This is a genomic window from Paenibacillus cookii, assembly GCF_018333375.1.
GTDB lineage: Bacteria > Bacillota > Bacilli > Paenibacillales > Paenibacillaceae > Paenibacillus_AQ > Paenibacillus_AQ cookii.
On sequence record NZ_BORW01000012.1, the window covers coordinates 103,622 to 121,321 of the forward strand.

General features: G+C 54.8%; 21 protein-coding genes. 18 read left to right on the forward strand and 3 right to left on the reverse strand.

The window, feature by feature from the left end:
* Nucleotides 1-30: 30 nt before the first annotated feature.
* From KI367_RS13500 to KI367_RS13520, 6 genes are all read left to right on the forward strand, one after another.
* The gene (locus tag KI367_RS13500) at nucleotides 31-1,368 is read left to right on the forward strand and encodes an LLM class flavin-dependent oxidoreductase (protein WP_212950236.1); all 1,338 of its coding nucleotides are present in this window, start codon (nucleotides 31-33) and stop codon (nucleotides 1,366-1,368) included.
* Nucleotides 1,369-1,431: 63 nt separating this feature from the next.
* Complete coding sequence (ssuE, locus tag KI367_RS13505; RefSeq protein WP_036709122.1) at nucleotides 1,432-2,004, forward strand: NADPH-dependent FMN reductase; 573 nt, start codon at nucleotides 1,432-1,434, stop codon at nucleotides 2,002-2,004.
* A gap of 70 nt (nucleotides 2,005-2,074) precedes the next feature.
* On the forward strand, nucleotides 2,075-3,151 hold the full coding sequence (locus KI367_RS13510) for an LLM class flavin-dependent oxidoreductase (RefSeq protein WP_212950238.1): 1,077 nt from the start codon (nucleotides 2,075-2,077) through the stop codon (nucleotides 3,149-3,151).
* 166 nt (nucleotides 3,152-3,317) lie between these two features.
* Nucleotides 3,318-3,653 carry a hypothetical protein gene (locus KI367_RS27150; protein WP_246536898.1) on the forward strand — a complete coding sequence of 112 codons (336 nt, stop codon included), beginning with the start codon at nucleotides 3,318-3,320 and terminating at the stop codon, nucleotides 3,651-3,653.
* Entirely contained in the window at nucleotides 3,625-4,104 is a 480-nt protein-coding gene (locus tag KI367_RS13515; protein WP_246536902.1) for a DUF2785 domain-containing protein, read from the forward strand. Before KI367_RS27150 ends, KI367_RS13515 begins: the two co-directional genes overlap by 29 nt.
* A gap of 80 nt (nucleotides 4,105-4,184) precedes the next feature.
* Nucleotides 4,185-4,745, forward strand: coding sequence for a DUF4256 domain-containing protein (locus KI367_RS13520; protein WP_212950240.1), 561 nt, complete (start codon nucleotides 4,185-4,187; stop codon nucleotides 4,743-4,745).
* Between the two features lie 339 nt (nucleotides 4,746-5,084).
* On the opposite strand, the gene KI367_RS13525 is transcribed toward KI367_RS13520, so the two are convergent.
* The gene (locus KI367_RS13525) at nucleotides 5,085-5,822 is read right to left on the reverse strand and encodes an alpha/beta fold hydrolase (protein WP_212950242.1); all 738 of its coding nucleotides are present in this window, start codon (nucleotides 5,820-5,822) and stop codon (nucleotides 5,085-5,087) included.
* Between the two features lie 219 nt (nucleotides 5,823-6,041).
* Here KI367_RS13525 and tsaE point away from each other — a divergent pair, with 219 nt between their 5' ends.
* From tsaE to tsaD, 4 genes are read left to right on the forward strand one after another with little or no spacing between them, the layout of a single operon-like run.
* The gene (gene tsaE, locus KI367_RS13530; protein ID WP_212950278.1) at nucleotides 6,042-6,527 is read left to right on the forward strand and encodes a tRNA (adenosine(37)-N6)-threonylcarbamoyltransferase complex ATPase subunit type 1 TsaE; all 486 of its coding nucleotides are present in this window, start codon (nucleotides 6,042-6,044) and stop codon (nucleotides 6,525-6,527) included.
* Nucleotides 6,524-7,294 carry a tRNA (adenosine(37)-N6)-threonylcarbamoyltransferase complex dimerization subunit type 1 TsaB gene (gene tsaB / locus KI367_RS13535; RefSeq protein WP_212950243.1) on the forward strand — a complete coding sequence of 257 codons (771 nt, stop codon included), beginning with the start codon at nucleotides 6,524-6,526 and terminating at the stop codon, nucleotides 7,292-7,294. The genes tsaE and tsaB overlap by 4 nt, the downstream gene beginning before the upstream one ends.
* A gap of 16 nt (nucleotides 7,295-7,310) precedes the next feature.
* Nucleotides 7,311-7,829 (forward strand): ribosomal protein S18-alanine N-acetyltransferase, encoded by a 519-nt coding sequence (gene rimI, locus KI367_RS13540; RefSeq protein ID WP_156124550.1) that lies wholly within the window; start codon nucleotides 7,311-7,313, stop codon nucleotides 7,827-7,829.
* On the forward strand, nucleotides 7,829-8,878 hold the full coding sequence (tsaD, locus tag KI367_RS13545; protein WP_036709129.1) for a tRNA (adenosine(37)-N6)-threonylcarbamoyltransferase complex transferase subunit TsaD: 1,050 nt from the start codon (nucleotides 7,829-7,831) through the stop codon (nucleotides 8,876-8,878). Before rimI ends, tsaD begins: the two co-directional genes overlap by 1 nt.
* 508 nt (nucleotides 8,879-9,386) lie before the next feature.
* Here the strand turns inward: tsaD and KI367_RS13550 are convergent.
* Nucleotides 9,387-11,336: an ABC-F family ATP-binding cassette domain-containing protein gene (locus KI367_RS13550; RefSeq protein ID WP_212950245.1), complete on the reverse strand. Its 1,950-nt coding sequence runs from the start codon at nucleotides 11,334-11,336 to the stop codon at nucleotides 9,387-9,389.
* A 390-nt stretch (nucleotides 11,337-11,726) separates the two neighbouring features.
* On the opposite strand from KI367_RS13550, the gene KI367_RS13555 reads away from it, so the two are divergent.
* The 8 genes from KI367_RS13555 (at nucleotide 11,727) to KI367_RS13590 (ending at nucleotide 17,369) form a co-directional block, all read left to right on the forward strand.
* Entirely contained in the window at nucleotides 11,727-12,371 is a 645-nt protein-coding gene (locus tag KI367_RS13555) for a 5-formyltetrahydrofolate cyclo-ligase (protein ID WP_212950280.1), read from the forward strand.
* Nucleotides 12,352-12,828: a cyclic pyranopterin monophosphate synthase MoaC gene (gene moaC, locus KI367_RS13560; RefSeq protein WP_036709134.1), complete on the forward strand. Its 477-nt coding sequence runs from the start codon at nucleotides 12,352-12,354 to the stop codon at nucleotides 12,826-12,828. Before KI367_RS13555 ends, moaC begins: the two co-directional genes overlap by 20 nt.
* A gap of 27 nt (nucleotides 12,829-12,855) precedes the next feature.
* The gene (locus tag KI367_RS13565; RefSeq protein ID WP_036709137.1) at nucleotides 12,856-13,341 is read left to right on the forward strand and encodes a MogA/MoaB family molybdenum cofactor biosynthesis protein; all 486 of its coding nucleotides are present in this window, start codon (nucleotides 12,856-12,858) and stop codon (nucleotides 13,339-13,341) included.
* A gap of 148 nt (nucleotides 13,342-13,489) precedes the next feature.
* Nucleotides 13,490-13,759 (forward strand): twin-arginine translocase TatA/TatE family subunit, encoded by a 270-nt coding sequence (tatA, locus tag KI367_RS13570; protein ID WP_156124552.1) that lies wholly within the window; start codon nucleotides 13,490-13,492, stop codon nucleotides 13,757-13,759.
* A gap of 86 nt (nucleotides 13,760-13,845) precedes the next feature.
* Nucleotides 13,846-14,622 (forward strand): twin-arginine translocase subunit TatC, encoded by a 777-nt coding sequence (gene tatC / locus KI367_RS13575; RefSeq protein ID WP_036709144.1) that lies wholly within the window; start codon nucleotides 13,846-13,848, stop codon nucleotides 14,620-14,622.
* A gap of 382 nt (nucleotides 14,623-15,004) precedes the next feature.
* Nucleotides 15,005-15,286 (forward strand): co-chaperone GroES, encoded by a 282-nt coding sequence (gene groES, locus KI367_RS13580; protein ID WP_036709147.1) that lies wholly within the window; start codon nucleotides 15,005-15,007, stop codon nucleotides 15,284-15,286.
* Nucleotides 15,287-15,344: 58 nt separating this feature from the next.
* The gene (gene groL / locus KI367_RS13585; protein WP_212950247.1) at nucleotides 15,345-16,964 is read left to right on the forward strand and encodes a chaperonin GroEL; all 1,620 of its coding nucleotides are present in this window, start codon (nucleotides 15,345-15,347) and stop codon (nucleotides 16,962-16,964) included.
* Nucleotides 16,965-17,216: 252 nt separating this feature from the next.
* Nucleotides 17,217-17,369: a hypothetical protein gene (locus KI367_RS13590; RefSeq protein WP_212950249.1), complete on the forward strand. Its 153-nt coding sequence runs from the start codon at nucleotides 17,217-17,219 to the stop codon at nucleotides 17,367-17,369.
* Nucleotides 17,370-17,442: 73 nt separating this feature from the next.
* On the opposite strand, the gene KI367_RS13595 is transcribed toward KI367_RS13590, so the two are convergent.
* Nucleotides 17,443-17,670: a hypothetical protein gene (locus KI367_RS13595; RefSeq protein ID WP_036709159.1), complete on the reverse strand. Its 228-nt coding sequence runs from the start codon at nucleotides 17,668-17,670 to the stop codon at nucleotides 17,443-17,445.
* Between the last annotated feature and the right edge of the window lie 30 nt (nucleotides 17,671-17,700).

Genomic DNA, 17,700 nt, shown 5'->3' on the forward strand with positions numbered 1-17,700 from the left:
TCAGGGGATTTTCAAAAGGGAGGAATAATCATGGCAAAGCAAAAACAGTTGAAGCTGGGAGCTCTCCTGCACGGCGTCGGCGGAGGAACTTCGCTTTGGAGGCATCCGGACGTCGACCCGGCCGCAAGCGTCAATTTCGAACTGTACAAAAGCTGGGTCCGCAAGGCGGAAGAGGGCAAGCTGGACCTGATTTTTATCGCGGACGGCTTATACATTACCGAAAAATCGATTCCGCACTTCCTGAACCGCTTCGAGCCGATCACCCTCCTGAGCGCGCTTGCGGCCGTCAGCACGAACATCGGGCTTGTCGGCACCTTGTCCACTTCGTACAGCGAACCGTTTACGGTGGCCCGCCAGTTCGGTTCCCTCGACGTCATCAGCGGCGGGCGCGCCGGCTGGAACGTGGTCACCTCTCCGCTGGAAGGGTCTGCCCTCAATTACGGCAAAAAAGAACATCCGGATCACGACAAGCGTTACCGGATCGCCACGGAATTTCTCGAAGTGACGCGCGGCCTGTGGGATTCGTGGGAAGACGACGCGTTCGTTCGGAACAAGGAGACGGGCGTATTTTTCGACCGGGACAAAATGCATGAGCTGAACCATCAAGGGGAGTTTTTCTCCGTCAAAGGGCCTCTGAATATCGCCCGTTCCAAGCAGGGGGGCCCGGTTATCTTCCAAGCCGGTGCATCGGAGGTCGGAAAAAACTATGCCGCGAAGGAAGCGGACGCGATATTTGCGGGAGCCGAAAATTTGGAGGAAGCGCTGCGGTTTGCGCAGGACGTCAAAGCCCGCGCCGCGGCTTTCGGCCGGAACCCGGACGACGTGCTGATTTTTCCCGGCATCGGACCGATCATCGGCCGCACGGAGGAAGAGGCGGAGCGCAAATATCAGGAGGTGGCGAGCCTCGTGACTATCGAAAATGCGCTCGACTATTTGGGGCGGTTTTTCGAGCATCATGACTTTTCGCAATATCCGCTGGATGAGCCGTTTCCGGAGCTTGGGGATCTCGGCAAAAACAGCTTTCAGAGCGGCACGGACAAAATCAAACGGAACGCCAAGGAAAAAGGGCTTACGCTCCGGCAGGTGGCGCTCCAATCCGCAACGCCGCGCGGAAACTTCATCGGAACCGCGGAGCAGGTGGCCGATCGGATTCAGGAATGGTTCGAGGCCGGAGCAGCGGACGGATTCATGATCACGGCCGCCGTGCCGCGCGGGCTGGAGGATTTCGTGGATCAGGTGGTGCCGATCCTGCGGGAACGCGGATTGTTCAGAACGGAATACGAAAGCGACACGCTTAGGGGAAATCTCGGGCTTGCGGTGCCGGAGAACCGGTATACGAAAGCCAGAGCGGAAGCCGTCCGTTCCTGAACCGCGGCAACCCTATCAAGCGAAGAGTGACGGACGCAATAGTTCAACCTAAGGAGGATGAAGATGACTAAAATCGCTGTGATTGCAGGCAGTCCATCAAACGGATCCCGGTTATTCGGTTTGATTCAACATGCTACGGACCGGTTGGCCCGGGCGGGGTATGACGTCGATTTGATCTCCGCCGCGGACCTTCCGGCCGAAGAGCTGCTAAGGGCAAATTTCAACAGTCCCGCCATTCAAGAGGCGCTTTCCTCCGTCGACGAGGCAGACGCCGTGATCATTGCCAGCCCGGTGTTTAAAGCTTCCTATTCGGGGGCGCTGAAGACCGTTTTGGACCTTGTGCCGCAAAAGGGCTTCCAGGGCAAAATCGTACTGCCGCTATTTATCGGCGGGACGATCGCGCATCTGCTGGCCGTCGATTATGCGCTGAAGCCGGTCGTGGCCGCGCTTGGTGGCACGAATATCCTGGGCGGCGTATTCGCCGTCGACGGGTGGGTCAGCCGCACCGAACACGGGGGATACGAGCTGACCGAACAGCTGCGGGAACGGTTGGATGCGGCCATCGGCGACCTGATCGACGAGCTTGGGCATTATGCCTCTGCTCCGAATCGGACCGAGCAGGGGCAGGCGGTATGACGGCGCCGGGTTTTTATGCCGTTTGGGGATACGGCCAGAAGTGTTCCGGCCTTAAGGGGGCAGGGATCTCATGAAGGTCGCATTATTCAGCTTGATGATGAACATCCCCAATGCCGTTACCGGCGAAACCTGGACGGCGCAGCAAAAGTTCCGGAACGTCATTCGCCAGGCCGTCCTCGCGGAAAAGCTCGGATTTGACGCTTACGGCGTCGGCGAGCGGCACGGCGCGCCGTTCCTATCCTCATCCCCCCCTGTCGTTCTGACCGCCATTGCGGCCCAAACGGCCCGCATCCGCCTGCTGACTACGGTGACGGTGCTGAGCGTGCTGGATCCGGTCCGGGTCGCCGAGGATTATGCGACGCTGGACCATCTGTCCGGAGGCCGGCTGGAGATGATTATCGGAAAGGGCAACGACCCGCGGCATTATCCGCTTTTCGGCATTACGGAAGAGGAGCAGTGGGAATCGATGGCGGAGCGTTACCGGCTGCTGAAACGATTATGGTCGGAGGAAAACGTATCGTGGGAAGGCAAATACCGCCCGCCCTTGGAGCAGGTGACGACATACCCCAGGCCTTATCAGAAGGCGATACCGGTATGGCACGGCAGCGCGTCCAGCACGCTTTCGACGGAGCTGGCGGCACAGTTCGGGGAACCGATTTTCTCCTCGAATTCGTTCCATCCGCAAGCCAAATACAAAGCGCTGATCGACCATTACCGCGAGCGGCTTGCCCATTACGGGCATGATCCGGCGCGCGCCGTCGTCGGTGCCGGATCGGGCAGCCTGTATCTCGCAGCGACGACGGAGGAGGCGATCCGCCGTTATCGGCCGTACTACAATGCATTCAGCGCGACCGAATCCTCGAAGCATAACCAATCGCCTTTCGTCAGCCTGGAGGACATGATCGATAACGGACCGGCTTTGATCGGCAGCCCGGAGCGGGTCATCGAGAAGGTGTTGAATTACCACGAAGCGTTTGGTCATCAGGTGCTGAGCATCAGCGTCGACGGACTGGCCGAATCGGAGCAGGAGGAGCAGCTGCAGCGTTTTGCCGAAGACGTGCTGCCCGTGCTCAAGCGGGAAATTCCAAGCGTGGTGTGGGAGCGCGGTCCGGTTTTGGCGGAAGAAGGGAAGGCGGTCGTTTCATAATCGGATGCAATCAAAGGCCCGCGGCGATTCGCGGGTCTTTTTAGGTATTTTTTATGATATTCAAGGGGATGCCCGGTTTGTTTTTTTTGCGATGAAATCCCCCTGAAATGCGAGGGACAAATCGGTTACACTATTCGTATAGCGGATAAGCGAGGGAGGAGTGAACATGAACGAGGAAGAAGCCAAGTTAAAAACGACATTGCTGCATTTGCGGGCTGGGCGGAAAGGAAGCGGGGATGATCTGCACCCGGAGCAGCTGCTTCCGGACATGTTAAAGCATATCGGCAGCACCGATCCAGAACTTAGGGACGATTTGATCTACAGTACGATTTGCCGCTGGACGAAGCAGCGGAACATTTCGCCTGCAGCTATGCGCAGGCTTTTGGTTTCCGCAATGGATAAGGATCATCTTTTTTTTCAGGATCGGGGAAAAGGGGACGGATTCGGTATTTACCCGGTCTTTTTCGGCGCTTATTCTCCCCGTAGCGGTGTATATGCATAAACAGACCCCTTTTTTGCAGAAAGATGAATTGCAAGCCATGAATACAAAGCTCATTCAGTACCTGGATTTGGAGGCGGATTTGAGAGGTTACGTGGAGGGGAGAGGCTGGGCTCATGCGGCGGCGCATGCCGCGGACGGCTTCGAATCGCTTGCGGGATTGGAGCCGATGACGGGCTCGGATTTGCTGAGGATGCTGGAAGCGATCCGAAATAAGGTTTGCATCGGCAGCTACCTGTACATGAACGATGAAGACGAGCGCTTTGCCAACGCGGCAACGGTCATATTGATGCGCAACGCCGTGGCGGACGATGATATTGCTGACTGGATAAGCAAGATTGCCCGTGCCCCTTTGGCCGGCAGCATGACGGAGAACGAGACCTTGCGGGCCAACACGAAGCATTTTTTGCGCAGCTTGTATTTCAAAATGCTGAAAGAACCAGCAGTTGCTTAAGTATACGTCTTTTCTATTGGAGCAATTGGCTGGGTAGCTGAAATCAAGATACGGAAAATCAAGCGAAGGGAGGAACGAACATGACCAAGATCGAGTTATCGCCGGAGCAACGCGAAGGACTGCTCAAAACATTAAAAGCCCGTTTCGAAAAAAACATGAGCCGCCATACGGGTCTTGAATGGGCAGACGTACAAGCAAAACTCGAAGCAAATCCGGAAAAACTGTGGCCGCTCCATGAAATGGAAGCAACCGGCGGAGAGCCGGATGTTGTGGGTTATGACAGCAAGACGGGCGAATACATTTTTTACGATTGTTCGACCGAAAGCCCGAAAGGCAGGAGAAGCGTTTGTTACGACCGGGAAGCGCTGGAGTCCAGGAAAGAACATAAACCGAAAAACAGTGCTGTCGACATGGCCGCTGCCATGGGCATTGAGCTGTTAACGGAAGAGCAATACCGGGAACTGCAGCAGCTGGGCGATTTCGATATGAAGACGTCGAGCTGGGTGCTAACCCCCGAAAGGATTAGAAAACTCGGCGGGGCCCTCTTTTGCGACCGTCGCTACGACACGGTCTTCGTGTACCACAACGGGGCAGAATCCTACTATGCCGCAAGAGGGTTCCGCGGCTCGCTAAGGGTCTGAATGTTGGCGGCGGGTCGGCGCGCCGTCCGCAGGTCAACCGATACCATCAATGGAAAAGGGAATGTGCTGGAGAAGGTCTTTTGGGGACGTTCTCTTTTTGTTTGGCCTGACCAGAAATAAGCTCCAGTTGCGGAGTTGGATGCTTAAGAGAGTCTGATCGAGCGTTTGCGATGCAAAAAGCGTTTGGGGAACGCCGGAGCGGCCGCAATTTTAATGAAGAAAAAAACCGCTCGGCTCCATGAAGCTCCTCTCGCCTGACGGCAGTACAGCGCGCATCATGGAACCTTCGCATTTGGAACCGGCGCCTTGACACGATGGCTTCGGAGCCGCCGGATGATTTCACGACGCGGGGAGCCCGTCGAGAAACCGGAGAAGAATCGCGGACAGCTCGTCGGGATGGCTCAGCATGGGCAAATGCCCCGAGTTTATAGCCGCAGTCATGCAGCCGTCAAGGTTCTGGATCATCCGTTCCTGCAGCTTCGCCGGGAGTTCCCGATCCTGCTCAAGTCTAACGTATAGCGAGGGAATTCCGGCAGGCCAATGAGCATTTATTTTATCGGTATAGATGCGAAGGGGCTCAGGCGTGAAATGCTTTGCGATCTCCCCAGCCTGTTCCGGCGACAGGCCGCTGCACAGGCTTTTGCGAATCGCCTGCTCCGGCGGCCTCGTTCCGAACGTGCGCATTAACGCCGCCATGAGGATGCGTTGGGCCGGCGGGAATACGGAAAGAAAGGAACCGCCGTCCGCAGGGATGACCGCACCAACCGCCGCCAAACCGGCCACCTGCTCCCGGCGGTCCGCGGCAATCCGCAATGCGGGAACGCCGCCGAGCGAATGCGCGACGAGGATAAAGCGCTCCACGCCCCAGCGATCGATCTGGTTGTTGATGTCCGCGATGTAGTCATGAAGCGACATCTTTTGCCTAATGGCATCTTCGGCTTGGCGAAAAGGAAAATCGATAGACAAACAGGGAACCGGAAGCCGATGCATAACCTGTTTCCAAATACCGCCGTTTAATCCGGCGCCGTGAATGAATACATATCCGGTTTGGGAGCCGGAATGATCGAATTTTTTCATAAAAAGTCCTCCTAAGCATGTTGGGTTTGGTGATGGGTCAATCCTTTGTTAACATCATACGACCGCTTCCCTGACAAAACCGGTCAGTGAAGTTCGGCCGTGCCGAAAATCGGGAAGATGGTCCCGTCCGTCCTTGCGGCAGCGAATACAGACCGATATAATTAAGGACAAGTTCATGCAAGGAATTGAAACCGAAGGTGGGTCAAGGTATTGGAACAGATTCAAAACGGGGAACCGTTTGTGTATACCTCTCTTCGTCCGCAGGATACCGAAGCGCTGGCGGCATGGCTGGCAAAAGCGGCGGTTCCCGGGACGGTCATCGGATTGGACGGAGATTTGGGAGCGGGCAAAACCGCTTTTTCGCAATTTTTCGCCAAACATTTGGGCGTCAAGGGCGTCGTCAACAGCCCGACCTTTACGATCATTAAAGAATATGAGGGGCGCCTGCCTTTCTACCATATGGATGTGTACCGGGTGTCTTTGGAGGAAGCGGAGGACCTGGGGCTTGACGAATATTTTTACGGCAGCGGGGTCAGCCTCGTCGAATGGTCGCAAATCGTCCGGGAGCTGCTGCCGGAGCAGCATCTGCATTTGTATATCGAGACGGTCGGCGAGACGGAGCGGAAAATTACGTTGCAGGGCTTTGGGCAGCCATATGAGGAATGGTGCGGAAGCCTGAAACAGAATGGAGTCTTTCAGGAATGAATCAACCACAAACACAGCCGCTGAAGCGGTTTTTGGCGTTGGATACGTCGACCGCTTGCCTTGCGCTTGCGGTGATGGAAAACGATAAGGTGCTCTATACGATCAAGGCTGCGGGAGAACGGAACCATTCGGTGCATTTGCTGCCGCTGGTTCAAAAAGGTCTGAGCGAAGCCGGAGTGGACGCATCCGCTTTGAACGGGATTGCGGTAGGGATCGGGCCGGGTTCGTATACGGGGACGCGGATTGCGGTAACCGCCGCCAAGACGTTGGCGTGGGCGTGGAACATTCCCGTCGCGGGCATTTCCAGCCTGCACGCCTTGGCATGGAGCGGCCTTCTAACGGCGGCTGCAGCAAGCACGGGCATAAACTGGGTGATCCCGATGATGGATGCCCGTCGCGGTCAGGCGTACACGGCATTGTTTCGGGCCAGAGGCACAGAGATGCCGGCGCGCCTGCAAGAAGACGCCATTCGTCTGATGGAAAGCTGGGTCGGCGAAATCGGGCGGATCTGGAACGAAACGCCGGCGGAGGAACAACCGGATGGCGTCTGGTTCGTCGGGGATGCCGGAAAACACGAACCCGCCATCGAACGTCTGCGCGCCCTGCTGGGAGACCGTCTTCATACCGTCGCTTGCGATATGGAGGGGGAACCGGTGGGCCGTTTGGGGTCTGACCGGCTGATGCAGGGAATCACCGACGACGTGCACGCGCTCGTGCCGAATTATACGCAGCTGGCGGAAGCTGAAAAGCTCCTGCGGAAGCCGTGAAGGGAGTTCGATAGTCATGGAGCAGGAGATGTATCCGAATCACGAAGGATTGTCCTTCCGCCAGATGGCGGTGGACGATATCCCGGATGTCATGGTGATCGAACATGAATCGTTTACGCTCCCCTGGACGGAGGAAGCATTCCGAAACGAGCTGACCCAGAACCATTTTGCGCGATACATGATCATGCAATATTTGGGACAGCCCGTAGGGTATGCCGGCATGTGGACCGTGATCGACGAAGCGCATGTGACCAACATCGCCGTTCTGCGGGCGTACCGCGGGCGGAAATGGGGGGAGCGCCTTTTGCGCGAACTGATGAAAACCGCCTCAGATCTGGGCATGCAGCGGATGACGCTTGAAGTCAGAGTGTCGAATGAAGTTGCGCAGAATTTATATCGTAAGCTGGGATTTAAGCCTGCAGGTCTCCGCAAAGGTTATTATTCGGACAACCAGGAGGATGCCTTGATCATGTGGGCGGAACTGCCTGAGCGCGGCAGCGCGCAGGGAAGTAGGGAAGGAAGCGAAACGTACTGATGAGTGAAATTCATAACGAGTTGGAATCCTGCTATATATTGGCGGTCGAAACCAGCTGCGACGAGACTTCGGTGGCTGTCGTCAAGGACGGCAAAGAGGTTCTCAGCAACTTGATCGCCAGCCAGGTCGAAACCCATAAAGCCTTCGGCGGCGTCGTACCCGAGGTTGCCTCGCGCAAGCATGTCGAAAATGTTACGCTGATGCTGGAAGAAGCGGTGCGCAAAGCCGGCATCGGCCTAAACGATCTGTCGGCAATCGCCGTGACGCAAGGTCCGGGGCTGGTCGGCGCCCTGCTGGTCGGCGTCGTCGCGGCCACGAGCCTGTCGCTGGCGCTGAACAAGCCGCTGATCGGCACCCATCATATCGCCGGGCATATTTATGCCAACCGCCTTGTGGCGAATTTGGAATATCCGTGCATGGCATTGGTCGTTTCCGGCGGGCACACGGAGCTTGTCTACATGAAGTCCGAAGGAAACTTCGAGGTGATCGGGCGGACCCGGGACGATGCCGTCGGCGAGGCGTATGACAAAGTCGCGCGGGCGATCGGCTTTCCGTACCCCGGCGGGCCTCACGTGGACCGTCTCGCCCTGGAGGCGGAGGAGGCGGTGGATTTGCCGCGGGTATGGCTGGAGCCGGATTCCTACGATTTCAGCTTCAGCGGCTTGAAATCCGCGGTGCTGAACGTCGTCAACCAGCGCAAAATGCGCGGGGAGCCTATTCTGGAAAGCGCCATAGCACGCGGTTTCCAGGAATCGGTCGTCGAGGTGCTGGTCACGAAGGCCATCCGGGCGGTCAGAGCCTATGAGGCCAAACAGCTGCTGCTCTGCGGCGGCGTCGCCGCAAACCGCGGACTGCGCCAAGAACTGGAGCGGCAGTGCCGCGAGGAAGGCATCGAGCTCATCATTCCGCCTTTCGAATATTGTACCGACAACGCGGCCATGATCGGCGCTGCAGCCTATTTGAAGTGGAAAAAGGGGCAATTCGCCGGTTTGGACCTGAAGGCGATGCCGCAATTTTCGCTTGAAGCATGGTCGGTTCAGGAGTCCTGATCGAGCTTGTCCGCAAACGCGGCTGCCTGCAGTAGCGAGGTACAGTCTGCAGGCAGATGAAGATCGGCAAGAAGCACCGATATAGCGCAGAAGCTCATGCCCGTACTTGGCAACAAGTACGGGCTTTTTTGCAGCATTCGACAAAGTTTTTGTCAAGTTGTGGACAAGATTATCCACATATTCGAGTAAATTTGTGTACAAACCCGCTATGGATGCGAAAACCGTTGATTTCAAAGGGCTTTGAAAACGTGGATATGATTTTCATTTGGGACCTTTAAAAACTGTGGATAATGTGGATAGTTTAGTGGATAATAGTGGATATTCATTAAAAAGATGAATTTAATCCATAAAAAACGGCCCTGAGGGCCATTTTTTCAACCAGGTTATGCACCGTTTATGTGGATAATCCTGTGAATAATTGAATTGAACCGAAATTTAAAAAGTTTTGTGAATTTGACAAATTAAATTTTGTTGATCTCAAAGACCTAATCAAAAAGTCCTGGCCGCATTAGTCGGCGGCAAGCAGCTCCCATTCGGCAAAAGCTTCATCAAGCTCTTTTTTCTTGGCTTCCTGTTCCTGCTGATGTTTTTGCAGCGCGATATAATCCTGATACACCTCGGGTTTCGTCATCTCGGCCTCCAGCACGGAAATTTCCGCTTCCAGCTGCTGGATCCGTTCCTCGAGCGCCGCGATTTTGCGCTGGCGGCTGCGTTCTTCCCGTTTGGCCTGCTTTTCGGCCTCAAAGGTGTTGATGCCCGGTTTGCCTTCGGATTCCGCAGCGTTCTCCTGTTTTTGCGCCCGGTTTCCGGCAGCTTCAAGCGCCTCCTGGGACAATTCCTCAAGTTCCTGCTTTTTGGCGGTATAATCGTCATAATTCCCCAGGAAATGCTCCACCCCTTGCGGATGAAGCTCGATAATCCGTCCGGCCATTTTGTTCAGGAAGTAACGGTCATGCGAAATAAACAGCAGCGTGCCCTCGTAGTCCATCAAAGCCGATTCGAGCACCTCTTTGCTGAACAAATCGAGATGGTTGGTCGGTTCGTCGAGGATGAGCATGTTGGCTTCGAGCAGCATCAGCTTGGCCAGCGCAACCCGCGCCTTTTCGCCGCCGCTGAGCGCCGCGATTTTTTTCAGGACATCCTCGCCGCTGAACAGGAAGTTGCCGAGCACGGTCCGGATGCGGGCCTCCTCCATATGAGGGTAATGGCTCCACAGTTCTTCGAGCACCGTATTGGAGGGATTCAGGTTCGTTTGCTCCTGATCGTAATAACCGATCTTTACTTTTGTACCCCATTGAATCGTGCCTGACGCAGGGCGTTCGCTTCCGGTCAGGCATTTGAGCAGCGTGGACTTGCCGATGCCGTTCGGGCCGATCAAAGCGACGGTTTCCCCGCGATGCAGATCGAATGAGACGTTTTGGAAAAGATGATGGGGCGGCGCAAAGGAAACGGCAAGGTTTTTGACCTGCAGCACGTCCTTGCCCGACATGTATTCGACTTCGAACGAAAAGCTGGCCTTTTTCAAGTCGCCGAGCGGCTTGTCCATCCGCTCCATCTTTTCGAGCGCCTTGCGCCGGCTTTGCGCCCGTTTGGTGGTCGAAGCCCGCACGATGTTTTTCTGGATGAACTCCTCCATGCGCGCGATTTCGTCCTGCTGCTTTTCGTATTGCTTCATGGCCGACTCGTATTCCGCCGCCTTCAAATCGATGTAACGGCTGTAATTACCGGTATAGCGCTTCGATTGGTGCCGTTCGATTTCAACGATGGACGTCACGAGCCGGTCGAGGAAATAACGGTCGTGGGAAACGACGAGCAGCGCGCCCGAATAGGAACGCAAATAATCTTCGAGCCACGTCAGCGTGGCGATATCCAGATGGTTGGTCGGTTCGTCCAACATGAGCAGATCGGGAGCTTGCAGCAGGATGCGCGCCAGCGCAAGGCGCGTTTTTTGGCCGCCGCTTAAGGTCGAGATCGGGGTGTCCGGCGCAAAGCTGCCGAAACCCATCCCGTGCAACACGCTGCGGATGCGCGCCTCCATCTCGTAGCCGCCATGGTCCTTGAACCAGTCGGAACGGACGGCATAACGGTCGAGCAGCTCCTGATATTTTTTGGGATGCTCCATGAGGGCAGGATCCGCGATTTGTTCCTCCATCTGCCGGAGCTCTTTTTCGGTTTCGATCAGATGGGCGAATACGTTCATCATTTCTTCCCGGATGGTGCGGCCGGATTGCAGTCCGCTGTTTTGCGCGAGATAGCCGATGGTCGTCTCTTTGGCTTTAAAAATTTGTCCGCCGTCATAGGACATCTCGCCGGCAAGGATTTGGAGCAGGGTGGATTTGCCTGCGCCGTTGACGCCGACCAGCCCCACGCGATCCCTCTCCTGAATCTGCAAATTAATTCCGTCAAGTACGGGCTCCACGCCGTACAATTTTTTGATTCCACTTGCTTGAAGCAGCATGAGCTGTAAACCTCCGTCTATAGATCATTGTCGTATTTGCTGGGTATTTTGCTTTTGGAAAAACGATGGTTAGGAAGCTGAATGGCACGCGGCAGGCGTTGTTCATTCGAATCGCTTCATATAATTTCAGTTTACATTAAATATGAAGAATTCGCGACATAAGGGCAGGACTTCGGGGTTATCTTGGCGAAAATGGAGCAACAGTGGTAAACTAAGAGCAAAATGGACGCAAAGTTTATCAAGCGGCTGAACGGCTGCCAAATGTAGATCGATGGCGGTGTGTCGATGCTATATATGGTGCCATGGCGGATCTTGATCTTTGCGCCGCAGAAAATTGAAATGAAATTGCAAACATCTGAAAAATGGATAAGGAAGGCAGCTGTTGACGTGATGAACGGGGAACAGGAAAGGATGCGGCAGCTGAAAGCGCAGCTTCGCGCCCGCATGTCCCGGATTCGCGGCAGCATACCGCCCGAGCGGCATGTAAGCTTGTCGGGGCGCGCATGCGGTCACGCAGCCGCCTGGCTCATCGGGGAGCAAATCCGGAGCATGCTCATTTACGTGCCGTTCCGCAGCGAGCTGGACACGAAACCGCTTGTCGAAGAGGCGTGGCGCGCAGGCATCGACGTTTATGTGCCGCGATGCCTGCCGGAGGACCGTTCGATGACGATTCACCTGCTGCAGCAGTGGGACGAGCTGAAAACCGGCGCATACGGCATCATGGAGCCCGATCCGCGGCGCCGTCCGGCCGAAGCGGATGACTTCGTGCCCGAAGCGGTGATCATGCCGGGACTCGCTTTTGACCTGAACGGGGGAAGGCTGGGTTACGGAGGGGGCTACTACGACAGGCTGCATGAACGTTTTTCGTCAGGGGGCAAACGCCGCGGTCCAAGATGGGCCGGCATCGGCTTCGGCGAGCAAGTGGTGGAGCAGGTTCCGATGGAAACGACGGATGCGCGTCTTCAGGTTCTGATTACGGAACAAGGTGTACGCAAAATGAACGGGGAGGCTGAAGATGGAACTGACGCATTTTAACGAACAAGGCAGAGCCAAAATGGTGGACGTTTCGGACAAGGACATCACGTCGCGCACGGCGGTCGCGCAAACGGCGGTCAAAATGGCGCCCGAAACGTTATCCCGCATTAAGGCAGGAAAAATAGGCAAGGGCGACGTGCTTGCGGTCGCTTCCGTCGCCGGCGTGATGGCGGCCAAAAAAACGTCCGATTGGATTCCGATGTGCCATCCGCTGCCGCTGACGGGCATCGACATCCATTTTTCCGACAACGGCATCGATGAGTTATATATAGAAGGAACCGTGAAAACAACCGGCAGGACCGGCGTCGAAATGGAGGCATTGACCGCCGTTTCCGCAGCCGCCTTGACCGTCTACGATATGTGCAAAGCGCTGCAAAAGGATATGGTGATCGGACCGACGATGCTGAAGTCCAAAACCGGCGGAAAAAGCGGCGATTACGTACGGGAATCTGAATAAAGGATGAGCAGGAGGAGGGGTGATCTTATGGTGTGGAAAACGGCGATCCTGACGGCAAGCGACAAAGGCTCAAGAGGTGAGCGCGAAGATACTAGCGCCCAGGTCATCCGGGAGCTGGTGGAGGAGGAACTCGGCGGGGAGATTGTGGAGTACCGCATCGTCCCCGACGAACAGGATGAGATTATCGCATCGCTCATTGAACTCACGGATTATTTTCAGGCGGATTTGGTGCTGACGACGGGAGGAACGGAACTGGCCATCCGCGACGTCACCCCGGAAGCGACAAGACGGGTCATTGAACGCGAAGTGCCGGGCATGGCGGAAGCAATGCGGGCAACGGTCATGCAGAAGAACCGGGCGGCCATGCTGTTCAGAGGCATCGTCGGCATTCGCGGCCGGACGCTGATCGTGAATTTGCCGGGAACGCCGAAAGGCGTGCATGAAAATTTGGCGGCGATCATGGACCAGCTGCCGGAGGCGCTGCTGATGGTGACGGGGCAATTCCGCCAGTAAACCTCCCGCATGCTATTTCCAAAATTGTCACACTTATTTGATATTGTTGAGATTTGAGTTATGGTATGATGTCTTTGTGGCAGAATTATGTCCGAATTTGACGTCGTGATGTTTTATTGATAGAGGACAGAGAGGAGAATTCGAAATGCTGAACGGTATTGGCGTGCCGGGAATTATATTGCTGGTGATTTTGGCCTTGCTGTTATTCGGGCCGAACAAGCTTCCTGAGCTCGGACGAGCCGTGGGACGCACTTTCCGGGAATTCAAAGACGGTGCCCGCGATATTATTGCAGAGGATGACGAGTCTTCAAGCAAAAACGAAAAAGCTAAACCGCTGGCTGCTGCTTCTAACGAAGCGCAAGCGGCTGCTCCGGCAACTTCCCAAAGCACAACAGACAACAAACGTCTTCCGGAATAGGTTTAGGAAAGAGGACTTTGGAATCCCTTCCGTGCGGGGAGGGATTTTGTTTTGTCCGCAGGCAGAAGAGATAGGACGGTGACCGTATGTCTGATAAACAGGAAGAAATGTCGATTGTCGAACATCTCGGGGAGCTGCGCAGGCGGATCATTTACGTTTTGGCCGTTCTTTTGCTCGGCCTTGTCATCGGCCTCGTTTGCGCCAACCCTATCTACCAATATCTGGTCAGCGTGGACTCCGCGAAGGATTTTCAGCTTCATGCATTTGCGTTCTGGGACGGCATCGGCATGTACATGAAAATCGCCATGGTGGTGGCGCTTGTCCTGACCATCCCGTTTACGGCCTACCAGCTGTGGGCGTTCGTCAGCCCCGGACTCCGGGAAATCGAGCGCAAAGCCGCGCTGCGTTACGTTCCGTACGTCTTTATATTGTTTTTGGCCGGCATTGCCTTTGGTTATTACGTGGTGTTTCCGATGGCGCTGGGCTTTACGACGACGATCACCAAAAACATGGGACTGACCGAAACGTACGGCATTTCCCAATATTTCAATTTCATGTTTACGCTGGTGGTGCCGATCGCCCTGCTGTTTGAGCTGCCGCTGATCGTGATGTTTCTGACCAAGCTGAGAATATTGAACCCGCGCAGGCTGCGCAAGATGCGGAAGGTGTCCTATTTTGCGCTGGTGTTCATCGCCGTGGTCATCACGCCGCCGGATTTGATTTCCGATTTTCTCGTGACGATCCCGCTGCTCCTGTTGTACGAATTCAGCGTGTATTTGTCATCCGTGGTCTACCGGAAGCAGCTTGCGGCCGACGAAGCCATCGAAGCGCGGTACAAGCAGGAGGAAGGCGACCCGGAATAACCGATTGCTGAAATCCGCAGGATCATAAAGAGCGTTCTTCCCCGCAAGGGAAGCAGGCTCTTTTTTTGTTTCTTGAATCTTTGGAAACCGAGGCGGTCTTTTTCTGAATGTTGTTTTCGCTTTCCGGCATATTTTCAAATCCGGTGGATAGAATGATGGAGTATGACCTGAAAACGCTTTGGACAGGCCCTGGACAGGCTTGCCGGAGGCGGTTTGAAAAAGTGCGGGTTTCTTTGAAAAATCAATCCAGAGGACTTGAAATCTGCGCTCAAGTTGAGTATCATAAAAGTGGTTGTTAGCACTAGACGTTGTCGAGTGCTAATACATACCGACAACAACGCCGTTACAGAAACACAACATATTAACAAGGAGGCTATTTTTCATGATCAAACCTTTAGGTGACCGCGTATTGGTAGAACCGATCGCACAAGAGGAAACGACTTCATTCGGGATTGTCCTTCCGGACTCCGCAAAAGAAAAGCCGCAAGAAGGCAAAATTATCGCTGTTGGCGGCGGAGCGGTGAAAGACGGAGTGCGCGTTCCTTTGGAAGTTAAAGAAGGCGACCGCGTTCTGTTCTCCAAATATGCCGGAACGGAAATCAAATACGAAGGTAAAGAGTATCTGATTATGAAAGAAAGCGACATTCATGCAATCGTAGGCTAACGGCCTGAACATAGCAATATCGAAATACAACAATATATTGTGGGAGGTTTTTATCAACATGGCAAAAGATATCCGTTTCAGTGAAGACGCGCGCCGCGCGATGCTGCGTGGGGTAGACGCTTTGGCGAATGCCGTAAAAGTGACGCTCGGACCTAAAGGCCGCAACGTCGTTCTCGAGAAAAAATTCGGAAGCCCGCTCATTACCAATGACGGCGTGACGATCGCAAAAGAAATCGAACTGGAAGACGCTTTTGAAAACATGGGCGCCCAGCTCGTTAAAGAAGTAGCTACCAAAACGAACGACGTGGCCGGCGACGGTACGACGACTGCAACGGTTCTGGCTCAGGCGATGATCCGCGAAGGCCTGAAAAACGTAACGGCAGGCGCTAACCCTATGGTCGTTCGCAAAGGGATCGACAAAGCGGTGAAAGCAGCCGTAGCCGAACTGAAAAACATTGCGACTCCGGTGAACGACAACCAAAAAATCGCTCAAGTAGCCGCAATCTCCGCTGCCGACGACGAAGTGGGCAAACTGATCGCCGAAGCGATGGAAAAAGTGGGCAAGGACGGCGTCATCACGGTCGAAGAATCCCGCGGATTCAACACCGAAATGGAAGTCGTGGAAGGCATGCAGTTCGACCGCGGTTATGTATCTCCATACATGATCACCGACACGGACAAAATGGAAGCCGTTCTCGACAATCCATACATCCTGATCACGGACAAAAAAATCTCCACAACGCAAGAAATCTTGCCGCTGCTTGAAAAAATCGTTCAACAAGCCAGACCGCTCGTGATCATCGCCGAAGACATCGAAGGCGAAGCACAAGCGATGCTGGTCGTAAACAAACTGCGCGGAACGTTCAACGCCGTTGCCGTCAAAGCTCCTGGATTCGGCGACCGCCGCGAAGCGATGCTGCAGGATATCGCTGCCCTGACCGGCGGCCAAGTGATCACCGAAAAACTCGGTCTCGACCTGAAGAGCGCTACGATCGAGCAATTGGGTAATGCACGTCAAGTGCGCGTAACGAAAGAAAATACGACGATCGTGGACGGCGCAGGCGACAAAGCCGACATCAACGCTCGCGTGAACCAAATCCGTGCGCAGCTGGAAGAAACGACTTCCGAGTTCGACAAAGAAAAACTGCAAGAACGCCTGGCTAAACTGGCTGGCGGCGTAGCGGTCATCAAAGTCGGCGCTGCAACCGAAACCGAGCTGAAAGAGCGCAAACTGCGCATCGAAGACGCCCTGAACGCAACCCGCGCTGCGGTTGAAGAAGGTATCGTTTCCGGCGGCGGTACGGCCCTCGTGAACGTATACAACGCTGTGGCTGCCGTTGACGTGACCGGCGACGAAAAAACTGGCGTCAACATCGTGCTTCGCGCTCTGGAAGAGCCGATCCGCACGATCGCGGCTAACGCCGGCCAAGAAGGTTCCGTCATCGTGGAACGCCTGAAAAACGAAAAAGTGGGCGTAGGCTACAACGCCGCTACCGACGAGTGGGTGAACATGTTCGAAGCCGGTATCGTAGACCCTGCGAAAGTAACGCGTTCCGCTCTGCAAAACGCAGCTTCCGTAGCGGCTATGTTCCTGACGACCGAAGCGGTCATCGCCGACAAGCCTGAACCGGAAAAACCAGCTATGCCTGACATGGGCGGCATGGGCGGCATGATGTAATATAAGGCCTTACCAGCCTGTAATACCCGTGTTTTAAAGGCTCCCGAAAGGGAGCCTTTTTCATTTTTTGGCAGCGTTCGTTTCGATGATTCGAATTCCAAATGTACACGGTCCAGGCAACGCTTCGATTGGATCTGCATACAATAAAACAGACGGCAGCCCTTTGGATTTGGGCTGTCACCGAATGCCCTTTTGAATAAGATTGGAAGCGGCGGCAATGAACATCCAAGGCTGAAGCGAGGTGCAGGACCGATGGCAAAAAAGAAGAAAAAAAAGACGCAACGCGAAGAGCCGGGGGGCAACCATATTTTGCTGCAAACCCAAGTGCTTCTCCTCCTGACCTCCATCTTTAGTTTGTCCAGACGTTTGATCTTATTGGCGGCGAAGGACTCGAAACCGCGTTAAGTCCGGCTGCATCACACACGAATTTTCGTCGCTTTAAAATGATCAAGCCGCCATAATGGCGGCTTTGCTTGTTTTAGATGCGGTTTTCCCCTTTTTGAATCCATTCGCCGAATTGCTTCATGGCTTTTTCGCTGTGAACGTATTTATACGTTTTGCCGTCCTCGTAATGAAAGATCGCGGCGCTGTCCTCATCGCCTTCGATCTCGGATGATATCGAAAGAATGCGCCCGACATCGAGCAGCTTGAAATTGCCCTGTTCATCTTCGGCCGGAATGGCCTGTAGTTTTTGTTCTTCTTCCATGTCCATGAAGCCTCCATCAGTCGATTTGTC

Excerpts from the sequence above, each read along its gene's own strand:
- KI367_RS13500 (WP_212950236.1), top strand. The coding sequence starts at position 31 with ATGGCAAAGCAAAAACAGTTGAAGCTGGGAGCTCTCCTGCACGGCGTC.
- ssuE (WP_036709122.1), top strand. The coding sequence starts at position 1,432 with ATGACTAAAATCGCTGTGATTGCAGGCAGTCCATCAAACGGATCCCGG.
- KI367_RS13510 (WP_212950238.1), top strand. The coding sequence starts at position 2,075 with ATGAAGGTCGCATTATTCAGCTTGATGATGAACATCCCCAATGCCGTT.
- KI367_RS27150 (WP_246536898.1), top strand. The coding sequence starts at position 3,318 with ATGAACGAGGAAGAAGCCAAGTTAAAAACGACATTGCTGCATTTGCGG.
- KI367_RS13520 (WP_212950240.1), top strand. The coding sequence starts at position 4,185 with ATGACCAAGATCGAGTTATCGCCGGAGCAACGCGAAGGACTGCTCAAA.
- KI367_RS13525 (WP_212950242.1), bottom strand. The coding sequence starts at position 5,822 with ATGAAAAAATTCGATCATTCCGGCTCCCAAACCGGATATGTATTCATT.
- tsaB (WP_212950243.1), top strand. The coding sequence starts at position 6,524 with ATGAATCAACCACAAACACAGCCGCTGAAGCGGTTTTTGGCGTTGGAT.
- rimI (WP_156124550.1), top strand. The coding sequence starts at position 7,311 with ATGGAGCAGGAGATGTATCCGAATCACGAAGGATTGTCCTTCCGCCAG.
- tsaD (WP_036709129.1), top strand. The coding sequence starts at position 7,829 with ATGAGTGAAATTCATAACGAGTTGGAATCCTGCTATATATTGGCGGTC.
- KI367_RS13550 (WP_212950245.1), bottom strand. The coding sequence starts at position 11,336 with ATGCTGCTTCAAGCAAGTGGAATCAAAAAATTGTACGGCGTGGAGCCC.
- KI367_RS13555 (WP_212950280.1), top strand. The coding sequence starts at position 11,727 with ATGAACGGGGAACAGGAAAGGATGCGGCAGCTGAAAGCGCAGCTTCGC.
- moaC (WP_036709134.1), top strand. The coding sequence starts at position 12,352 with ATGGAACTGACGCATTTTAACGAACAAGGCAGAGCCAAAATGGTGGAC.
- KI367_RS13565 (WP_036709137.1), top strand. The coding sequence starts at position 12,856 with ATGGTGTGGAAAACGGCGATCCTGACGGCAAGCGACAAAGGCTCAAGA.
- tatC (WP_036709144.1), top strand. The coding sequence starts at position 13,846 with ATGTCTGATAAACAGGAAGAAATGTCGATTGTCGAACATCTCGGGGAG.
- groES (WP_036709147.1), top strand. The coding sequence starts at position 15,005 with ATGATCAAACCTTTAGGTGACCGCGTATTGGTAGAACCGATCGCACAA.
- groL (WP_212950247.1), top strand. The coding sequence starts at position 15,345 with ATGGCAAAAGATATCCGTTTCAGTGAAGACGCGCGCCGCGCGATGCTG.
- KI367_RS13590 (WP_212950249.1), top strand. The coding sequence starts at position 17,217 with ATGGCAAAAAAGAAGAAAAAAAAGACGCAACGCGAAGAGCCGGGGGGC.
- KI367_RS13595 (WP_036709159.1), bottom strand. The coding sequence starts at position 17,670 with ATGGAAGAAGAACAAAAACTACAGGCCATTCCGGCCGAAGATGAACAG.